General features: G+C 63.5%; 16 protein-coding genes. 12 read left to right on the top strand and 4 right to left on the bottom strand.

The annotated features are described in order from the left end of the window. Positions 1-169: 169 nt before the first annotated feature. The 6 genes from CAG33_RS11080 to CAG33_RS11055 all read left to right on the top strand — a co-directional run bounded on the left by CAG33_RS11080 (position 170) and on the right by CAG33_RS11055 (position 7,242). On the top strand, positions 170-1,588 hold the full coding sequence (locus tag CAG33_RS11080; protein WP_085578524.1) for an OprD family porin: 1,419 nt from the start codon (positions 170-172) through the stop codon (positions 1,586-1,588). A 77-nt stretch (positions 1,589-1,665) separates the two neighbouring features. Beyond that, complete coding sequence (locus CAG33_RS11075; protein ID WP_085578522.1) at positions 1,666-3,261, top strand: ABC transporter substrate-binding protein; 1,596 nt, start codon at positions 1,666-1,668, stop codon at positions 3,259-3,261. Between the two features lie 73 nt (positions 3,262-3,334). Continuing rightward, complete coding sequence (locus CAG33_RS11070) at positions 3,335-4,345, top strand: ABC transporter permease subunit (protein ID WP_085578520.1); 1,011 nt, start codon at positions 3,335-3,337, stop codon at positions 4,343-4,345. 11 nt (positions 4,346-4,356) lie between these two features. Next, positions 4,357-5,283 (top strand): ABC transporter permease subunit, encoded by a 927-nt coding sequence (locus CAG33_RS11065; protein WP_085578518.1) that lies wholly within the window; start codon positions 4,357-4,359, stop codon positions 5,281-5,283. Between the two features lie 10 nt (positions 5,284-5,293). Continuing rightward, entirely contained in the window at positions 5,294-6,262 is a 969-nt protein-coding gene (locus CAG33_RS11060) for an ABC transporter ATP-binding protein (RefSeq protein ID WP_085578516.1), read from the top strand. Beyond that, positions 6,262-7,242 carry a peptide ABC transporter ATP-binding protein gene (locus CAG33_RS11055; protein ID WP_085578514.1) on the top strand — a complete coding sequence of 327 codons (981 nt, stop codon included), beginning with the start codon at positions 6,262-6,264 and terminating at the stop codon, positions 7,240-7,242. The genes CAG33_RS11060 and CAG33_RS11055 overlap by 1 nt, the downstream gene beginning before the upstream one ends. A gap of 119 nt (positions 7,243-7,361) precedes the next feature. On the opposite strand, the gene CAG33_RS11050 is transcribed toward CAG33_RS11055, so the two are convergent. Together CAG33_RS11050 and CAG33_RS11045 are read right to left on the bottom strand one after the other, a co-directional pair. Then, positions 7,362-7,622 (bottom strand): hypothetical protein, encoded by a 261-nt coding sequence (locus tag CAG33_RS11050; RefSeq protein ID WP_085631730.1) that lies wholly within the window; start codon positions 7,620-7,622, stop codon positions 7,362-7,364. Positions 7,623-7,952: 330 nt separating this feature from the next. After that, on the bottom strand, positions 7,953-9,536 hold the full coding sequence (locus CAG33_RS11045) for a peptide chain release factor 3 (RefSeq protein WP_085578509.1): 1,584 nt from the start codon (positions 9,534-9,536) through the stop codon (positions 7,953-7,955). A gap of 326 nt (positions 9,537-9,862) precedes the next feature. Here CAG33_RS11045 and CAG33_RS11040 point away from each other — a divergent pair, with 326 nt between their 5' ends. The 5 genes from CAG33_RS11040 (at position 9,863) to CAG33_RS11020 (ending at position 15,203) form a co-directional block, all read left to right on the top strand. Beyond that, complete coding sequence (locus CAG33_RS11040; protein ID WP_085578507.1) at positions 9,863-10,579, top strand: ABC transporter permease; 717 nt, start codon at positions 9,863-9,865, stop codon at positions 10,577-10,579. A 20-nt stretch (positions 10,580-10,599) separates the two neighbouring features. Further along, the gene (locus tag CAG33_RS11035) at positions 10,600-11,493 is read left to right on the top strand and encodes a glycine betaine ABC transporter substrate-binding protein (protein WP_085631732.1); all 894 of its coding nucleotides are present in this window, start codon (positions 10,600-10,602) and stop codon (positions 11,491-11,493) included. Positions 11,494-11,506: 13 nt separating this feature from the next. Further along, positions 11,507-12,160: an ABC transporter permease gene (locus CAG33_RS11030; protein WP_085578502.1), complete on the top strand. Its 654-nt coding sequence runs from the start codon at positions 11,507-11,509 to the stop codon at positions 12,158-12,160. After that, the gene (locus CAG33_RS11025; protein ID WP_085578500.1) at positions 12,157-13,311 is read left to right on the top strand and encodes a betaine/proline/choline family ABC transporter ATP-binding protein; all 1,155 of its coding nucleotides are present in this window, start codon (positions 12,157-12,159) and stop codon (positions 13,309-13,311) included. Before CAG33_RS11030 ends, CAG33_RS11025 begins: the two co-directional genes overlap by 4 nt. Positions 13,312-14,039: 728 nt before the next feature. Further along, a complete protein-coding gene (locus tag CAG33_RS11020; protein ID WP_085578498.1) occupies positions 14,040-15,203 on the top strand; it encodes a type III PLP-dependent enzyme in 1,164 nt (387 codons plus the stop codon). A 172-nt stretch (positions 15,204-15,375) separates the two neighbouring features. Here CAG33_RS11020 and CAG33_RS11015 read toward each other — a convergent pair whose 3' ends face one another. Together CAG33_RS11015 and CAG33_RS11010 are read right to left on the bottom strand one after the other, a co-directional pair. After that, a complete protein-coding gene (locus CAG33_RS11015; RefSeq protein WP_085578888.1) occupies positions 15,376-16,074 on the bottom strand; it encodes a tetratricopeptide repeat protein in 699 nt (232 codons plus the stop codon). 57 nt (positions 16,075-16,131) lie between these two features. Continuing rightward, positions 16,132-16,812 (bottom strand): Fe2+-dependent dioxygenase, encoded by a 681-nt coding sequence (locus tag CAG33_RS11010; protein ID WP_085578496.1) that lies wholly within the window; start codon positions 16,810-16,812, stop codon positions 16,132-16,134. A 208-nt stretch (positions 16,813-17,020) separates the two neighbouring features. Here CAG33_RS11010 and CAG33_RS11005 point away from each other — a divergent pair, with 208 nt between their 5' ends. After that, the gene (locus CAG33_RS11005; RefSeq protein ID WP_085578494.1) at positions 17,021-19,342 is read left to right on the top strand and encodes a TonB-dependent siderophore receptor; all 2,322 of its coding nucleotides are present in this window, start codon (positions 17,021-17,023) and stop codon (positions 19,340-19,342) included. Positions 19,343-19,505 lie beyond the last annotated feature (163 nt).

Raw genomic sequence — 19,505 nt, 5'->3', positions numbered from 1 at the left:
CCGAATAGCCGCAACGCTGGGGGGGCCGTCTACCCCCTCACGCAAGCGTTTTGCCGAAATTCGCCGTTCAGGCCTTCTGCAAACGTTTGCGATGTGTGAATGAGTTCTAAACCAATAACCGGCCAAACCAAAAAGGCCGGCATAAAAAGAAAGTAAAGGAGCTTCACCCATGAAACTGAGCAGCACCGCGATACTGGCCTTGGCCATCAGCAGCATCACCGCCACGGCTTATGCGGAAACCCAGAGCCAGGCGTTCACCCCGGTGACCGTCAACGAGAAGAGCGCCCAGGCCGAAGCCACCGGCTTCCTCGAAGGCCAGTCGATCAGCGGCACGACCCGCAACTGGTACGCCAACGAGCAACTCAAGCGCGGGGCGAAATTCCGCTACAACAAGGACGGCGCGCTGCAAGAGACCGACCGCCGCATCAACTGGGTCCAAGGCACCATCGTCAAGTACAACTCCGGCTTCACCGAAGGCACCGTGGGCTTCAGCACCGAACTCGCCGCCTACAACGCCATTGCCCTGGAACGTGACCGCAAGGATCTCGCCTCCGCCAACGGCGGCGCTCCGATCCCGGGCGTCGGCGGCCGCGGCAACAACCGTACCCTGACCAAGAACGGCGGCGACGCCGAAGGCCAGTGGAGCAAGCTGGGCCTGGCCAACGTCAAGGCACGCATCTCCAACACGACCCTGACCGCCGGTCGCCAGAACTTCAGCAGCCCGCAGGTCGATGTCATCGGCAACCGTCCGCTGCCTTCCAGCTTCCAGGGCGTGTCGATCCACAGCGAAGAACTGAACAACCTGACGTTCGACGCCGCGACCTTCGACCGCGTATCGCCGCGTAGCGAACAGAGCCTGAGCAAGTTCCGCACCGAATACGCCGATACCCTGGTCGAGATCGATCACGTCAACACCCTGGGCGTGTCCTACCAGCCATTCGCCAGCCTGAAGACCAGCCTCTGGGCGACCCAGGCTGAAGACATCTGGAAGCAGTACTACTTCGGCGCCACCCACGAGCTGGGCGACAGCTCCCTCCTGGCCCTGACCACCGGCCTGAACTACTACAAGACCGTGGACGAAGGCAAAGCCAAGCTGGGCGAGATCGACAACGACACCTACTCCCTGTCCCTGGGGCTGACTCACCAGGCCCACAGCCTGACGTTCTCCTACCAGCAAGTGAACGGCAACGAGTACTTCGACTACCTGCACGAAACCAACGGCATCTACCTGGCCAACTCCCTGCTCTCGGACTTCAACGGTCCGAACGAAAAATCGTTCCAGGTCGCCTACGGCCTGAACATGGCGGAGTACGGCGTACCGGGCCTGAAGTTCAACATCTACAGCGCCCGCGGCTGGGGCATCGACGGCACCCACTACAAGGGCGGCGCCTACGACAGCGTTCTGGCCATGAACGGCGAGACCCACTACGAATACGGCATCGGCGGTACCTACGCCGTGCAGAGCGGCCCGCTGAAGGCGACCACCGTCCGCGCGACCTACACCGCCCACCGCGCCAGCGACAACCAACTGGACGGCAGCATCAACGAGTTCCGCCTGGTGACCACCGTTCCGTTCAACATCCTGTAAAACCGCACGCCGACGGCTGACTCATGAAGGGTCGGCCGTCCGGCTTTTTGTCTTCAACCGATTGCAGAGGGTTCTTGATGAAAATGCTTCCCCTACGTGCGGCCGTCGCGGCCGCGTTGCTGAGCGTCGCTGTCGGCGTGTCGGCCAAACCCTTGGTGGTCTGCACCGAAGCCAGTCCGGAAGGCTTCGATGTGGTTCAGTACACGACTGCAGTCACCGCGGATGCGGGGGCCGAGACCGTCTTCAACCGGCTGGCGGACTTCAAGCCGGGCACCACCGAGGTGGTGCCTGCCCTGGCCGAATCCTGGGACATCAGCGAGGACGGCCTGACCTACACGTTCCACCTGCGCAAAGGCGTCAAGTTCCACACCACCGAATACTTCAAGCCGACCCGCGACATGAACGCCGACGACGTGCTCTGGAGCTTCCAGCGTCAGCTGGACCCGAACCACCCGTGGCACAAACTGTCGAGCGTGGGCTTCCCGTACTTTGAAAGCATGGGCTTCAAAGAACTGCTCAAGAACGTCGAGAAAGTCGACGACAACACGGTCAAGTTCACCCTGACCCGCCGCGAAGCGCCGTTCCTGGCCGACCTGGCCATGGCGTTCGCCTCGATCTATCCGGCCGAATACGCCGACCAACTGCTCAAGTCCGGCAAGACCGGCGACCTGAACAGCAAACCGATCGGCACCGGCCCGTTCGTCTTCCAGCGCTACAACAAGGACGCGCAGGTGCGGTTCAAGGCCAACCCGGACTACTTCCGCGGCAAGCCGCCGGCCGATGCCCTGATCCTGGCCGTCACCACCGACAACAACGTGCGCCTGCAGAAGCTCAAGGCCAACGAATGCCAGGTCGCGCTGTATCCCAAGCCCGATGACATTCCGAGCATCAAGAAGGACGACAAGCTGAAAGTCTCCGAACTGGATGCGATGACCGTGTCGTACATCGCCTTGAACACCCAGCACAAATACATGAGCGACGTGCGGGTGCGCAAAGCGATCGACATCGCCTTCGACAAGGAAGCCTATGTCGATGCGCTGTTCGGCAAGGGCAACGCGACCGTGGCGGTCAACCCTTACCCGTCGACCCTGCTGGGCTACAACCATGAACTGAAGAACCCGCCCCGCGACCTCGACAAGGCCCGCGCCCTGCTCAAGGAAGCCGGCGTGCCGGAAGGCACCGTGTTCACCCTGTTCACCCGCAACGGCGGCGGCCCGACCAACCCGAACCCGATGCTCGGCGCGCAGATGATGCAGGCCGACCTTGCCAAGATCGGCCTCAAGATCGACATCCGCGTGATGGAATGGGGCGAAATGCTCAAACGCGCCAAAAGCGGCGAGCACGACATGGTCTCAGCCGGATGGGCGGGCGACAACGGCGACCCGGACAACTTCCTGACGCCTATGCTCAGTTGCGAGGCCGCCAAGAACGGCGAAAACTACTCGCGCTGGTGCAACGAAAAATTCCAGGCGCTGTTGGACGAAGCACGGGCTAAAGTAGATCCGGCCGAACGGGCCAAGCTGTACGAACAGGCCCAGGTGCTGTTCAACCAGGACCAACCCTGGATCAGCATGGCCCACACCCGGATGTTCACGGCGATGCGCAACAACGTAGAGGGCTACTACATCAGCCCTCTGACCACCAATAACTTCGCCACCACCCAGGTGAAGTAGATAAGAGACTCCCGGCCTCCCTGAACCCAGGGTCGCCGGGCACGCCTAACCGGCTGATGAGGTACCACACAAGATGTTTAGTTTTATTGCCCGCCGACTGGGATTGCTGATCCCCACGTTTTTCGGCATCACCTTACTGACGTTCGCGTTGATCCGCATGATTCCCGGCGACCCCGTGGAAGTGATGATGGGCGAACGTCGGGTCGACCCCGAAATGCACGCTCAGGCAATGGAACGCCTCGGTCTGAACAAGCCGCTGTACGTCCAGTACCTGGACTACGTCGGCAAGCTCGCCCACGGCGACCTCGGTGAATCCCTGCGCACCCGGGAAAGCGTCTGGACCGAGTTCACGCAGCTGTTTCCGGCCACCTTCGAACTGTCGATGGCGGCCCTGCTCTTCGCCGGCGTCTTCGGCCTGCTGGCCGGCGTGATCGCCGCGCTCAAGCGAGGCTCCCTGTTCGACCACGGCGTGATGGGCATCTCCCTGACGGGCTACTCGATGCCCATCTTCTGGTGGGGCCTGATCCTCATCATGTTCTTCTCGGTCAGCCTGGGCTGGACACCGGTCTCCGGCCAGAACGACCTGCTGATCGACGTGGAGCGCAAGACCCACTTCATGCTGATCGACACCTGGCTCAGCGATGAACCGGGCGCCCTGCTCGACTACCTGCATCACCTGATCCTGCCCGCCATCGTGCTGGGCACCATTCCGCTGGCGGTGATCGCCCGGATGACCCGTTCGTCGATGCTCGAAGTGCTGCGCGAAGACTACATCCGCACCGCCAAGGCCAAGGGCCTGTCGCCGGCGCGCGTGGTGTTCGTCCACGGCCTTCGCAACGCGCTGATCCCGGTGCTGACCGTGGTCGGCCTGCAAGTCGGCACCCTGCTGGCCGGCGCCGTGCTGACCGAGACGATCTTCTCCTGGCCCGGCATCGGCAAATGGCTGATCGAAGCCATCGGCGCCCGGGACTACCCGGTCGTGCAGAACGGCATCCTGCTGATTGCCTGCATTGTGATTCTGGTCAACTTCGTGGTGGACATCCTCTACGGCTTCGCCAACCCACGCATTCGTCACCAGCGCTGAGGTCAATACCCATGAGCACTCAAACTTCCTCAGTCGCCACCGCCGCTTCCGCCGTGGACCAAAGCCTGCTGTACCCGTCGCCCTACAAGGAATTCTGGCAAGCGTTCGCCAAGAACAAGGGCGCGGTCGCCGGCCTGATGTTCTTCGCCCTGATCGTGTTCTGCGCGATCTTTGCCCCGTGGGTGGCGCCGCACAACCCGAGCGAGCAGTACCGCGACTTCCTGCTGACCCCGCCGGTCTGGCTCGAAGGCGGGCAATGGCAATTCCTGCTCGGCACCGACGAGCTGGGCCGCGACCTGCTCTCGCGCCTGATCCAGGGCTCGCGCCTGTCGCTGCTGATCGGCCTGTCCTCGGTGGTGATGTCGCTGATCCCGGGCATCCTCATGGGGCTGCTGGCCGGTTTCTTCCCCAAGATCCTCGGCCCGACCATCATGCGCCTGATGGACATCATGCTGGCCCTGCCGTCGCTGCTGCTGGCCGTGGCCATCGTCGCCATCCTCGGCCCAGGCCTGATCAACACCGTGATCGCCATCGCCGTGGTGTCCCTGCCGTCCTACGTGCGCCTGACCCGTGCCGCCGTGATGGGCGAGCTGAACCGCGACTACGTGACCGCCGCGCGCCTGGCCGGCGCCGGCCTGCCGCGCCTGATGTTCATCACCGTGCTGCCCAACTGCATGGCGCCGCTGATCGTCCAGGCGACCCTGAGCTTCTCCTCGGCGATCCTCGACGCCGCCGCCCTGGGCTTCCTGGGCCTGGGCGTGCAGCCGCCGACCCCTGAGTGGGGCACCATGCTGGCTTCGGCCCGCGACTACATCGAACGCGCCTGGTGGGTAGTGAGTCTGCCTGGCTTGACCATTTTGCTCAGCGTGCTGGCAATCAACTTGATGGGCGACGGCCTGCGCGACGCGCTGGACCCGAAACTCAAGAACGCCGCCTGAGGAGATTCCCATGTCACTGTTAGAAATCAAGAATCTCAACGTCCGTTTCGGCGACAAGAACGCCACCCCGGTGGTCGACGGCCTGGACCTGAAAGTGGACAAGGGCGAAGTGCTGGCCATCGTCGGCGAGTCCGGTTCCGGCAAGTCCGTGACCATGATGGCGCTGATGGGCCTGATCGAGCACCCGGGGATCGTCACCGCCGACGCCCTGAGCTTCGACGGCAAGGACATGCTCAAGCTGAGCAACCGCCAGCGCCGGCAGATCGTCGGCAAGGACCTGTCGATGGTCTTCCAGGATCCGATGACCGCGCTCAACCCGAGCTACACCGTCGGCTTCCAGATCGAGGAGGTGCTGCGCCTGCACCTGAAGATGTCCGGCAAGGCCGCCCGCAAGCGCGCCATCGAACTGCTGGAAAAGGTCGAGATCCCGGCCGCCGCCAGCCGCATGGACGCCTACCCGCACCAGCTGTCCGGCGGCATGAGCCAGCGGGTGGCCATCGCCATGGCGATCGCCGGCGAACCCAAGCTGCTGATCGCCGACGAACCGACCACCGCGCTGGACGTGACGATCCAGGCGCAGATCATGGACCTGCTGCTGGCCTTGCAGAAAGAGCAGAACATGGGCCTGGTGCTGATCACCCACGACCTCGCCGTCGTGGCCGAAACCGCCCAGCGCGTGTGCGTGATGTACGCCGGGCAAGCGGTGGAGGTCGGCCAGGTGCCGCAGCTGTTCGACATCCCGGCGCACCCGTACAGCGAAGCGCTGCTCAAGGCGATCCCGGAGCACAGCCTGGGCGCCGAGCGCCTGGCGACCCTGCCGGGCATCGTGCCGGGCCGCTACGACCGTCCGCAGGGCTGCCTGCTGTCGCCGCGCTGCCCTTACGTGCAAGAGAGCTGCCGCGCGCAGCGCCCTGCCCTTGACCCGAAAACCCACAGCCTCGCCCGCTGCTTCTACCCGCTGAACCAGGAGGTGGCGTAATGGCCGTCGTACTTACCGCCCGTGACCTGACCCGTCACTACGAGGTCTCCCGCGGCCTGTTCAAGGGCCATGCGACCGTGCGCGCCCTCAACGGCGTGTCGTTCGAGCTGGAGGCCGGCAAGACCCTCGCCGTGGTGGGCGAGTCGGGCTGCGGCAAATCCACCCTGGCCCGGGCCCTGACCCTGATCGAGGAGCCGTCGTCCGGTTCCCTGAAGATCGCCGGACAAGAAGTCGCCGGCGCCGACAAGGCCCAGCGCAAGCAACTGCGCAAAGACGTGCAGATGGTGTTCCAGAGCCCTTACGCGTCGCTGAACCCGCGCCAGAAGATCGGCGACCAACTGGCCGAGCCGCTGCTGATCAACACCAACCTGTCGGCCACCGAGCGTCGCGAGAAAGTCCAGGCGATGATGAAGCAGGTCGGCCTGCGCCCCGAGCACTACCAGCGCTATCCGCACATGTTCTCCGGCGGCCAGCGCCAGCGGATCGCCCTCGCCCGGGCGATGATGCTGCAACCGAAGGTGCTGGTGGCGGACGAACCGACGTCGGCGCTGGACGTGTCGATCCAGGCCCAGGTGCTGAACCTGTTCATGGACCTGCAGCAGGAGTTCAACACCGCCTACGTGTTCATCTCCCACAACCTGGCGGTGGTGCGCCACGTCGCCGACCAGGTGCTGGTGATGTACCTCGGCCGTCCGGTGGAGATGGGCCCGAAAGAGGACATCTACACCCGTCCCCTGCACCCGTACACCCAGGCGCTGCTGTCGGCAACCCCGGCCATCCATCCGGATCCGGACAAGCCGAAGATCAAGATCGCCGGCGAACTGCCCAACCCGCTGAACCCGCCGCCCGGCTGCGCGTTCCACAAGCGTTGCCCGTACGCCACCGAGCGCTGCAGCAGCGAAGTGCCGGAACTGCGCCAGCTCGACACACGGCAGGTGGCCTGCCACTACGCCGAGCAGTTCCTCGACGGCGCGGCCTGAGCCAAACGAACTGAGGGAACGGGCCGGCCCGCTCCCTCAGGGGATCAAGCGTTCAACAACCCCCTCTTCCCCCGATTGCGCATCAGTCGGGGGAGAAGGGGTTTTCTTTTGCCGGCGACCTACGTCTGGCTGTCACCGTCATCCGGATCGTCGCTGTCCGGCTCGTCGGTGGTCGAATCGTCATCGTCGGCGCTGCCGCCCTGGCCCTGGTCGCCCGGTTCGGATTCGGACTTGGCGAGCATCAGGCCGCTGTGCCCCACCTGCCCGCTGAACGCCTGGGTATCGTGATCCTCGCATTCGGCCCAGGCCGTCGCCGTGCCGAGGGACAGCATCACCATCACTTTCAACAGCAGCAATACGCGTAGCAACCTGCTCTTCATAGCCGATTCCATCCCTTTTCAGGTGAAACAACAGTGCCGGACTGGCGCTCTGTGAAATCTAGTTCCGGTCAGCCGGGTTCTCCATATGGGACGCTGACGGCCCGGCTAAATTGCCCTGATGCCGAAGACCGCTTTGAAATAAGCGTTATGCCAAATGGCTCTTATCCCCGCGCATGTGGGAGCGAGCCTGCTCGCGATGGCGGTCATCCCGTCGCTCAAGGGGCGCCTGACATACCGTTATCGCGAGCAGGCTCGCTACCACAGGGAACCGGCAGGCAACAAAAAACCCCGCTGCTTTCGCAACGGGGTTTCGGGTGCATCGCTCAGCGCTTAGTGGTGCTCACGGGTAGCGCGGAATTTCACGTCTGGCCAGCGCTCTTCCATCAGCGCCAGGTTGACCCGGGTCGGGGCGAGGTAGGTCAGGTGACCGCCGCCGTCTATGGCCAGGTTTTCCACCGCCTTGTTGGAGAATTCCTCCAGCTTCTTCTTGTCGCTGCAATCGATCCAGCGCGCGGAGTACACGGTGATCGGCTCGTAGGAGCACTCGACCTTGTATTCCTCTTTCAGGCGGCTGGCGACCACATCGAACTGCAGCACACCGACGGCGCCGAGGATGATGTCGTTGGTGCGCTCCGGGAAGAACACCTGGGTCGCGCCTTCTTCGGCCAGTTGCTGCAGACCTTGGCGCAGCTGCTTGGATTTCAGCGGATCGCGCAGGCGCACGCGGCGGAACAGTTCCGGGGCGAAGTGCGGAATGCCGGTGAAGCCCAGCGCTTCACCTTCGCTGAAGGTGTCGCCGATCTGGATGGTGCCGTGGTTGTGCAGGCCGATGATGTCGCCGGCGTAGGCCTCTTCCAGTTGCTCGCGCTCGGAGGAGAAGAACGTCAGGGCGTCGCCGATGCGCACGTCCTTGCCGGTGCGCACGTGGCGCATCTTCATGCCCTTCTCGTACTTGCCGGAGCAGATGCGCATGAAGGCGATGCGGTCGCGGTGCTTGGGATCCATGTTCGCCTGGATCTTGAAGATGAAGCCCGAGAACTTCTCTTCGACCGGCTCCACGGTGCGCTCGTTGGCGACCCGGGCCAGCGGGCGCGGCGCCCAGTCGACCACGGCGTCGAGGACGTGGTCGACGCCGAAGTTGCCCAGGGCCGTACCGAAGAACACCGGGGTCAGCTGGCCGTCGAGGAATTCCTGCTGGTCGAACTCGTGGCAGGCGCCCTGCACCAGTTCGAGCTGCTCCAGGAAGCGGTCGTACTCGTCGCCCAGGTGCGCGCGGGCTTCCGGCGAGTCGAGCTTCTCGATGATCTTGGTTTCGGTGCGCTCGTGGCCGTGGCCCGGGGTGTAGACGATGATGTAGTCGCCGGCCAGGTGGTACACGCCCTTGAAGTCGCGGTAGCAGCCGATCGGCCAGGTGATCGGCGCGGCCTTGATCTTGAGGACGGCTTCGATCTCGTCGAGCAGTTCGATCGGGTCGCGGATGTCACGGTCGAGTTTGTTGATGAAGCTGACGATCGGCGTGTCGCGCAGACGGCAGACGTCCATCAGGGCGATGGTGCGCGGCTCCACGCCCTTACCGCCGTCGAGCACCATCAGCGCCGAGTCCACCGCGGTCAGGGTGCGGTAGGTGTCTTCGGAGAAGTCTTCGTGGCCCGGGGTGTCGAGCAGGTTGATCATGTGTTCGCGGTACGGGAACTGCATGACCGACGTGGTGATGGAAATGCCCCGCTGCTTCTCCATCTCCATCCAGTCGGATGTCGCATGGCGATCGGATTTGCGGGACTTCACCGTACCGGCCACCGCAATCGCCTTGCCCATCAGCAAGAGCTTTTCGGTGATGGTGGTTTTACCGGCATCGGGGTGGGAAATAATGGCGAAAGTGCGGCGTTTCGCGACTTCGGCGGCCTGTCTGGTCATGGGAAATCGCCTGGCGGTGATTCAAAAAGGGCGGCGATTATAGCCCAACTCGCTTCAATATCCGAACCGTTGAGCGCATCCGAAATGGCCAAATGCTGTCTCGCCGGGGAACCTTTCAAAGCGCGCGCACGTCCACTCCCCTGTCACGCCCTCTCGCGAGGGCCTGAGAATCCGGCAAGTCGGCCCTGCGGGGCCTCGCTCATGGCTCGCTTGCGGTACGTCTAGGCGTACCGGAAAACAGCCGCTTCTCGCGACCGCCGCTCCGGCAGCCAGGTATGGCATTGCCGCACGGGACAGCGGTCGCCGACTGGAAAAGGAGTCCGCCTGTGGCTATCCGCTATGGCAAAGGGCTGACGGGAGGTGCGGTGGTGATCGCCCTCCTGGCCCTGCTGATCCACTGGATCGGCACCGACACGATCCAACGCTACCGCGACGATCTGCTGTTCTACCTGCAAGCCCACCTGGTGCTTGTCCTCGCGTCCATGCTGGCCGCCCTGGCCGTGGGCATCCCCTCCGGCATCCTCCTCAGCCGCCCGGCCATGCTCGGCCGCGCCGAACGCTTCATGCAAGGCTTCAACATCGGCAACACCGTGCCGCCGCTGGCGGTGCTCGCCATCGCCCTGGGGATTCTCGGCATCGGCAGCGGCCCAGCGATCTTCGCCCTGTTCCTGGCCTCCCTGCTGCCCATCGTGCGCAACACCTACGAAGGCCTGAAAAACGTCCAGGGCTCATTGAAGGAAGCAGCGGTCGGCATCGGCATGACTCCGCGCCAGGTGCTGTGGCAGGTCGAGCTGCCCAACGCCGTGCCGATCATCGTCGGCGGCGTACGGGTGGCGCTGGCGATCAACGTCGGCACCGCGCCGCTGGCGTTCCTGATCGGCGCCAACAGCCTCGGCAGCCTGATCTTCCCCGGCATCGCCCTGAACAATCAGCCGCAACTGCTGCTCGGCGCCGCGTGCACCGCGCTGCTGGCCCTGCTGCTCGACGGCGCGGTCACCCTCGCCAGCCGCCTCTGGCTGGAACGCGGTCTGCGCCCGTCCTAAGGCTCCCGGAAGGAAAACCCATGAAACGACTTAGCTTTTTCCTAGGCTGTGCCCTGCTGTTCGCAGGATTTGCCCAAGCCGCCGACAAACCGGCGATCCGCATCGGCGCCCGGGTGTTCACCGAACAGACCCTGCTGGCGGAAATCACTTCGCAATACCTGCGCAGCAAAGGCTACGACGCGCAGATCACCGGCGGCCTGGGCAGCAACCTGGCCCGCAGCGCCCACGAAAGCGGGCAACTGGACCTGCTCTGGGAGTACACCGGTGTGTCGCTGGTGGCCTACAACCATGTCACCGAAACACTCGACAGCGAACAGTCCTACGCACGGGTGAAAGAACTCGACGCGAAAAAAGGACTGGTCTGGCTCGCGCCGTCGAAATTCAGCAACACCTACGCCCTCGCCCTGCCGAAAAAAGTGGCCGAGGAATATCCGCAGATCAGCAACATCAGTCAGTTGAACGAGGTGCTGCGCGGCGAGGCCAAGACCCATCATCTGGTGGCGTTGGACACCGAGTTCGCCAACCGCTCCGACGGCCTGGCGGGCATGGTCAAACGCTACGGCATGAACCTGACCCGCCAAAACATCCGGCAGATGGATGCCGGCCTCGTCTACACGGCGTTGCGCAACGGCCAGGTGTTCGCCGGACTGGTCTACACCACCGACGGGCGCCTCAACGCGTTCGGCCTGAAGCTGCTCGAAGACGACAAGCATTACTTCCCGGACTACACCGCCGCCCCCGTGGTGCGTCAGGCCTACCTCGACGCCCATCCGCAACTGGCGGAACAACTCAAGCCGCTGGCCGAACTGTTCGACGACGAAACCATGCGCCAGCTCAACGCGCGGGTCGATGTCGATCACGAGAGCCCATCGAAAGTGGCCGCCGATTTCCTGCGCCGGCACCCACTGAACTGAAGGAGGAAAAGCCATGGAATTCTTCAACGCCTTTTCCCATCTCGACTGGCAGCAGGTGCTGCACCTGACCTGGCAACACATCACCCTGGTCGGGGTCGCCGTCAGCCTGGCGATTCTGTTCGGCGTGCCGCTGGGCATCCTGATGACGCGCTTTCCGAGCCTCGCCGGCCCCCTGCAGGCCAGCGCCACGGTGCTGCTGACCGTGCCGTCGATTGCGCTGTTCGGCCTGCTGCTGCCGTTCTATTCGAAGTTCGGCCAGGGCCTCGGGCCGCTGCCCGCCATCACCGCCGTGTTCCTTTATTCACTGCTGCCGATCATGCGCAACACCTACCTGGCCCTGACCGGCGTGGAGCCCGGCATCCGCGAAGCCGCACGGGGCATCGGCATGACCTTCGGCCAGCGCCTGCGCATGGTCGAACTGCCGATCGCGGTGCCGGTGATCCTCGCCGGCGTACGCACCGCCGTGGTGATGAACATCGGCGTGATGACCATCGCCGCCACCATCGGCGCCGGCGGCCTCGGCGTGCTGATCCTCGCCTCCATCAGCCGCAGCGACATGCCGATGCTGATCGTCGGCGCGCTGCTGGTCAGCCTGCTGGCGATTTTCGCCGACCTCATTCTGCAGTGGCTGCAACGTTCGCTGACTCCAAAAGGACTCCTCAAATGATCGAACTTCAAAACCTCAGCAAGACCTTCCAAAGCAACGGCAAAGATGTGAAAGCCGTGGACTCGGTAAGCCTGACCGTCAATGAAGGTGAAATCTGCGTGTTCCTCGGTCCATCGGGTTGCGGCAAAAGCACCACTCTGAAAATGATCAACCGCCTGATCAAACCGACCTCGGGCAAGATCCTGATCAATGGCGAGGACACCACCGCCCTCGATGAAGTGACCCTGCGCCGCAACATCGGCTACGTGATCCAGCAGATCGGCCTGTTCCCGAACATGACCATCGAGGAAAACATCGTGGTGGTACCGAAGCTGCTCGGCTGGGACAAACAGAAATGCCACGACCGCGCCCGCGAACTGATGAACATGATCAAGCTGGAACCCAAGCAGTACCTGCACCGCTACCCCCGCGAGCTGTCCGGCGGGCAGCAGCAGCGGATCGGCGTGATCCGCGCGCTGGCGGCGGATGCGCCGGTGCTGCTGATGGACGAGCCGTTCGGCGCGGTCGACCCGATCAACCGGGAGATGATCCAGAACGAGTTCTTCGAGATGCAGCGGGCGCTGAACAAGACCGTGATCATGGTCAGCCACGACATCGACGAAGCGATCAAGCTGGGCGACAAGATCGCCATCTTCCGTGCCGGCAAGCTGTTGCAGATCGACCATCCCGACACGTTGCTCGCGCACCCGGCGGACGACTTCGTCAGCCACTTCGTCGGCCAGGACAGCACCCTCAAGCGCCTGCTGCTGGTGAAGGCCGAAGACGCCGCGGACAACGCGCCGTCGGTGAGCCCCGAGACCCCGGTGGCCGAGGCGCTGGAACTGATGGACGAACTCGACCGCCGCTACGTCGTGGTCACCTGCGCCCAGAACAAGGCGCTGGGCTATGTGCGCCGCCGCGACCTGCACCGCCAGGCCGGCGCCTGCGGGCAGTTCCTGCGCGAGTTCAACGCCACGGCGGCCTACGACGAGCACCTGCGGATCCTGCTGTCGCGCATGTACGAGTTCAACCGTGCATGGCTGCCGGTGCTCGACGCCGAGCGGGTGTTCCTCGGCGAGGTGACGCAGGAGTCGATTGCGGCGTACCTGAGCTCGGGCCGTTCGCGGGGGATGAAGACCCACATCGTGTCGCCGGCCGAAGCGCTCGCCTGACCCGGCCATCACCGGGAAACCTGCCCGCGAAGGTGTCCGTGAGGACGCCTTCGCGGGCAAGCCCGCTCCCGCAAGGCTATTCGGTGGCCAGAGATTCTCCCTTCACCCTGGTTCTCTTTGGGAACCAGCGTGCTGATGGTGGGGTGAGTCAAGGCGCCGCAGGGCCGGATCAGCCCCGTCGCCCCTAGGCCCTGTACATTTTTCGACCAGCACAGCGACCGGAAAGAAATATCAACACCACGTCCTCGAAGTCCCCCTCAAGAATCCCTCCCGAACCGACCAAATCCCCTTTCGGAAAACCTTCTCGCGGCCAACGTCGCCGAAGTTGCAGCCATCGTACTTATCGACGATCTGGCGCGCAAAAGCTTCGAACATGCAGGTATTTTTAACACTTCGATATTTTCATGGAACATCTGGCCGTCATCTCGGTCGGCTACAAAGAGTGCTGCGGACGACGTACGTCAGAAGCGTGCAAAAACGCGACATTTTTAGTTGATCTCAGGCCCCCCACGCCCTAAAGTTCGCGCCGAACGTCCATGCTGGAAACGATCCATCCGGCTCAAGTACTGACGACGAGACAGCAAGGCCAAGGGAAAGAAAGCTGCATTTCCCATGGCCTTTTTGCTTTCGGCGACATGCCTTGGGAAGTAGGCGAACCAAAGTGGGGATACGGAGGACGTTCAATGCACCCATTGTTTTCACGAGTTTGCCCATAGGAGCTCCCAGGTATGTCGATCCAGGTCGAAGACTATTTCGCGCGCGAAACCTTTCAGAAGATGAAGGCGTTCGCCGACAAGCAGGAAACCCCGTTCGTGGTGATCGACACCGCGATGATCGCCCAGGCCTACGATGACCTGCGCGCCGGTTTCGAATTCGCCAAGGTCTACTACGCGGTCAAGGCCAACCCGGCCGTCGAGATCATCGACGTGCTCAAGGAAAAGGGTTCGAGCTTCGACATCGCCTCCATCTACGAGCTGGACAAGGTGCTGGGCCGCGGCGTGCGCCCGGACCAGATCAGCTACGGCAACACCATCAAGAAGTCCAAGGACATCCGCTACTTCTATGAGAAGGGCGTGCGTCTGTTCGCCACCGACTCGGAAGCCGACCTGCGCAACATCGCCAAGGCCGCGCCGGGCGCCAAAGTGTACGTACGCATCCTGACCGAAGGCTCGACCACCGCCGACTGGCCGCTGTCGCGCAAGTTCGGCTGCCAGACCGACATGGCCATGGACCTGCTGATCCTCGCCCGCGACCTGGGCCTGGTGCCTTACGGCATCTCGTTCCACGTCGGCTCGCAGCAGCGCGACATCAGCGTGTGGGACGCCGCCATCGCCAAGGTCAAGGTGATCTTCGAACGCCTGAAGGAAGAAGACGGCATCCACCTGAAGCTGATCAACATGGGCGGCGGCTTCCCGGCCAACTACATCACCCGCACCAACAGCCTGGAGACCTACGCCGAGGAAATCATCCGCTTCCTCAAGGAAGACTTCGGCGACGACCTGCCGGAAATCATCCTGGAGCCGGGCCGCTCGCTGATCGCCAACGCCGGCATCCTGGTCAGTGAAGTGGTGCTGGTGGCGCGCAAGTCGCGCACCGCCGTCGAGCGCTGGGTGTACACCGACGTGGGCAAGTTCTCCGGCCTGATCGAAACCATGGACGAAGCCATCAAGTTCCCGATCTGGACCGAGAAGAAAGGCGAGATGGAAGAAGTGGTCATCGCCGGCCCCACCTGCGACAGCGCCGACATCATGTACGAGAACTACAAGTACGGCCTGCCGCTGAACCTGGCCATCGGCGACCGCCTGTACTGGCTGTCGACCGGCGCGTACACCACCAGCTACAGCGCGGTGGAGTTCAACGGCTTCCCGCCGCTGAAGTCGTTCTACGTGTAAAGGCAGCGGTCCGTATCAAGCTGCAAGCGCCAAGCGAAAGCCCATGACACGTCATGGGCTTTTTTGTTTGGCACTTCTCCGGTAGGCGCGAGCCAGCTCGCGATGGCGTCGTGTCAGGCTCCAGCATCTGCAATGACCCACCGTTTTCGCGAGCAGGCTCGCTCCCACAGGGTCAGGCAGTCAGCTCGTTTTGGCGCGTCCGGTAGGTGTCTGCGATGGCTTGAATCCGGGGATCACTCGCCCCGGCCAGCGCTTCGCTCGCCACCCGCAGAAATTTCAGATTGCCGCCGACCCGCGCTTTTTCCAGCCAGACCAGTGCCTCCTCGACTCGCCCCTGATCCGCCAGCACTGCTGCATGACTGAACTGCCCACGAAAATCCCCGGCCTCGGCCGAGCGGCGATACCACTCATGCGCCGCCGCCACATCCTGCGCACATGCCTGCCCTTGCTCCAGATAGCGTCCCAACAGGTTCATGGATTTGGCATGCCCCCGTTCAGCGGCGCACCGATACAGTTCCAGCGCTTGCCCCTGGTCCTCGTCCATGCCGCGTCCGGTGGCGAGCAGATTGGCGAGGTTGTACATCGCCCAGTCCAGTCCGGCGTCCGCCGCGATCCGGTAATGCCGTGCAGCCAGCGCAGCGTCCGCCGCGCAACCCCAACCGTGCTCATGGCAACGGCCGACCATATTGCGCGCCATCGCATGGCCTTGCCCTGCCGCGATCCCGAACCAACGCAGTGCCAGCGGCAGGTCCTGGGCGATACCGTGGCCGTCGAGCAGGATCTGCCCGAGCAATGCCTGCGCCTCCAGCACGCCTTCGCCCGCCGCCAGCAGAATCGCCTGGGCGGCGCGGGCCGGGCTCTCTTCGAGCATGGCGTTGAGCCGGTCGCCGTCGAGGGCTTCCTCGCGGCGCAAGCGGAAGTCCGTCACTTACACCTCGACCCAACGGCGCAGCAGGTTGTGGTAGGTGCCGGTGAGGCGGATCAGCGAAGGGTGGTCGGGCATGTCCTGGGTGAGCTGGCGGATCGCGCCGTCCATCTCGAACAGCAAGGCGCGCTGGCTGTCCTCGCGCACCAGGCTCTGCGTCCAGAAGAACGACGCATAGCGCGCGCCGCGGGTGACGGCGTTGACCTTGTGCAGGCTGGTGCCGGGGTACAGCACCATATCGCCGGCGGGCAGCTTGACCCGCTGGGTGCCGTAGGTGTCCTGGACCTCCAGTTCGCCGCCGTCGTAGTCCTCAGGCTCGCTGAAGAACAGCGTGGCCGACAGGTCCGTGCGCACCCGCTCGATGCTGCCCTTGGGCTGGCGCACCGCATTGTCGATGTGGAAGCCGAAGCTGCCGCCGGCGGTGTAGCAGTTGAGCAACGGCGGGAACACCTTGTGCGGCAGCGCGGCGGACATGAACAGCGGGTTCTTCCACAACCGGTCGAGCATGGCCGCGCCGATTTCCTTGGCCAGCGGATGGCCTTCGGGCAGTTGCAGGTTGTGCTTGGCCTTGGCCGATTGGTAGCCGGCGGTGATCTTGCCGTCGGCCCAGTCGGCCTGCTCCAACGCCTCGCGGATGCGCTGCACTTCGTCCTTTTCGAACAGTCCGGGGATGTGCAGCAGCATGGCGATGTCACCTGATGGCAAAGAGGCGGCAATGGTATTGATTCTTATTGGCTGTGTAAAACCCGCGTGACGAATGAACCGGCAAAAACCGTAAGGCTAAATTGTAAAGAATGTAAATTCAGTGCGAATGGCAATGTTTCGCAATTGATACGAATACTTGTTTACCCTATATTCCGCGACCTCAAATCCTTGGGGAGGGGAATCTTCAATGTCACGTCGACAAGTACAAATGCCGGTCAGCTCACCACGTTTGCTCGCTTCTGCCATTGGCGTGGCGATCACCGCCAGCTCCGCAGGCCACGTGGCATTCGCCGCCGAAAAGACCGACAGCAAGCCTTCCGGCAATGCCATCGCCCTGGACGCCACGTCCATCACCGGCGAAAACCAGAGTTCGACTTCCTACCAGGTCGAGAAAGCCTCCTCGCCCAAGTACACCGCGCCGCTGGTCGACACACCGCGCTCGGTGACCGTGATTCCGCAACAAGTCCTCAAGGACACCGGCGCCCTGAACATGCAGGACGCGCTGCGCACCGTGCCGGGCATCACCTTCGGCGCCGGTGAAGGCGGCAACCCTCAGGGCGACCGTCCGTTCATCCGCGGCTTCGACGCCCAAGGCGACACCTACCTGGACGGCGTGCGCGACACCGGCTCCCAGAGCCGCGAAATCTTCGCCGTGGAAAACATCGAAGTCAGCAAGGGCCCGAACTCGGCCATCGGCGGGCGCGGCGCCGCCGGCGGCAGCATCAACCTGGTGAGCAAGAAGGCGCACCTGGGCAACTCGTTCGACGGCGGCTTCACCTGGGGCTCCGACCAGACCCAGCGTTACACCCTGGACGGCAACTACCAGTTCAGCGACACCGCCGCCGGCCGCCTGAACCTGATGAGCCACGAAAGCAACGTCGCCGGCCGCGACAAGGTCGACTACGACCGTTGGGGCATTGCGCCGTCCCTGGCCTTCGGCCTGGGCACCGACACCCGCGTCAACCTCGACTACTACCACCTCGAGAGCAACGACACCCCGGATTCGGGCATCCCGTACACCATCCCGAAAGCCGGTTCCGCCGCACGCACCAAGTCCGATCCGGACAAGCCCTACGCCGGCGGCGACCACAGCAACTTCTACGGTCTGGACCGCGATTTCCGCAAGGGCCGCACCGACACCGCGACCTTCGCCATCGAGCATGACCTGAACGACTCGCTGACGATCAAGAACACCCTGCGCCACGGCACCAGCATGCAGGACTACATCCTGACCCAGCCGGACGACAGCAAGGGCAACGTCAACAACGGCAGCGTCTGGCGCCGCGCCAACACCCGCGTGAGCAACACCGAGACCACCACCAACCAGACCGACCTGTTCGGCACGTTCTACCTGGGCGGCTTCAAGAACAGCTTCTCCACCGGCGTCGAGTACACCCGCGAGGAAAGCAGCAAGTCCTCGTACAACGTCAACACCGACACCACGCCGCGCACCACCAACGTGCCGTCCAGCACCAACTGCACCCCGGCGATGATCGGCGCACCGAGCGGCTACAACTGCACCTCGCTGTCCAACCCGAACCCGAACGACCCGTGGAACGGCGCCATCTCGCGCAACTACGCCGGCACCGACACCCAGTCCGACACCTACGCGCTGTACGTGTTCGACACCCTGGAGCTGACCGAGCAGTGGCTGGTGAACATGGGCCTGCGCTACGACCACTTCGAGACCGGCTACAAGACCTACAACAACGCAGGCCGCACCACCTCCAAGGGTGATGACACCAGCGAGTTCGTCACCGGCCAGTTCGGCGTCGTCTACAAGCCGGCCGAGAACGGCAGCATCTATGCGTCCTACGCCACCTCCGCCACGCCGCCGGGCAACACCCTGGGCGAAGGCATGGAAGGCAACCCGCTGGCCGGCACGCCGGACCGCAACGGCAACCTGCTCAAGAGCGACATGGAGCCGGAAACCACCAAGAACTACGAAATCGGCACCAAGTGGGACCTGCTGAACGATCGCCTGTCGCTGACCGCCGACATCTTCCGCACCGAGAAGGAGAACGCCCGCGTCCAGGTCGACACCACCTCGTACGAAAACGCCGGCAAGACCCGCGTGCAGGGCATCGAACTGTCGGCCAGCGGCAAGATCACCGACAAGTGGCAAGTGTTCGCCGGCTACGCCTACATGGACAGCGAGCAGATCGACGGCGGCCCGATGGGCAAGGCCAACGACGGCAACGAACTGCCCAACACGCCGAAGAACAGCGCCAGCCTGTGGACCACCTATCAGGTCACGCCGAAGCTGACCGTCGGTGGCGGGGCGTTCTATGTGGACGACGTGTTCGGCAGCGTGGCCAACACCACCATGGTCGATTCCTACGTGCGCTACGACGCGATGGCCGCCTACAAGCTGAGCAAGAACGTCGACCTGCAGCTGAACGTGCAGAACCTGACCAACGAGACCTACTACGACAAGGCCTTCTCGACCCACTTCGCCAACCAGGCGGCGGGCCGTACGGCACTGTTGAGCACCAACTTCCACTTCTGACGGCTGCAAGACCTGTAGGAGCGAGCCTGCTCGCGATGGCGATCGATCAGCGACATCGATGCTGACTGACCCACCGCTTTCGCGAGCAGGCTCGCTCCCACAAGGAAGACGTGGAAACGCAAATGCCCCGTTCATTCGATTGAACGGGGCATTTGTGCGTAAT

It is taken from the genome of Pseudomonas sp. B3(2017) (assembly GCF_002113595.1).
Taxonomy (GTDB): domain Bacteria; phylum Pseudomonadota; class Gammaproteobacteria; order Pseudomonadales; family Pseudomonadaceae; genus Aquipseudomonas; species Aquipseudomonas ekonensis.
This window is presented reverse-complemented; position numbering and strand designations above follow the sequence as displayed.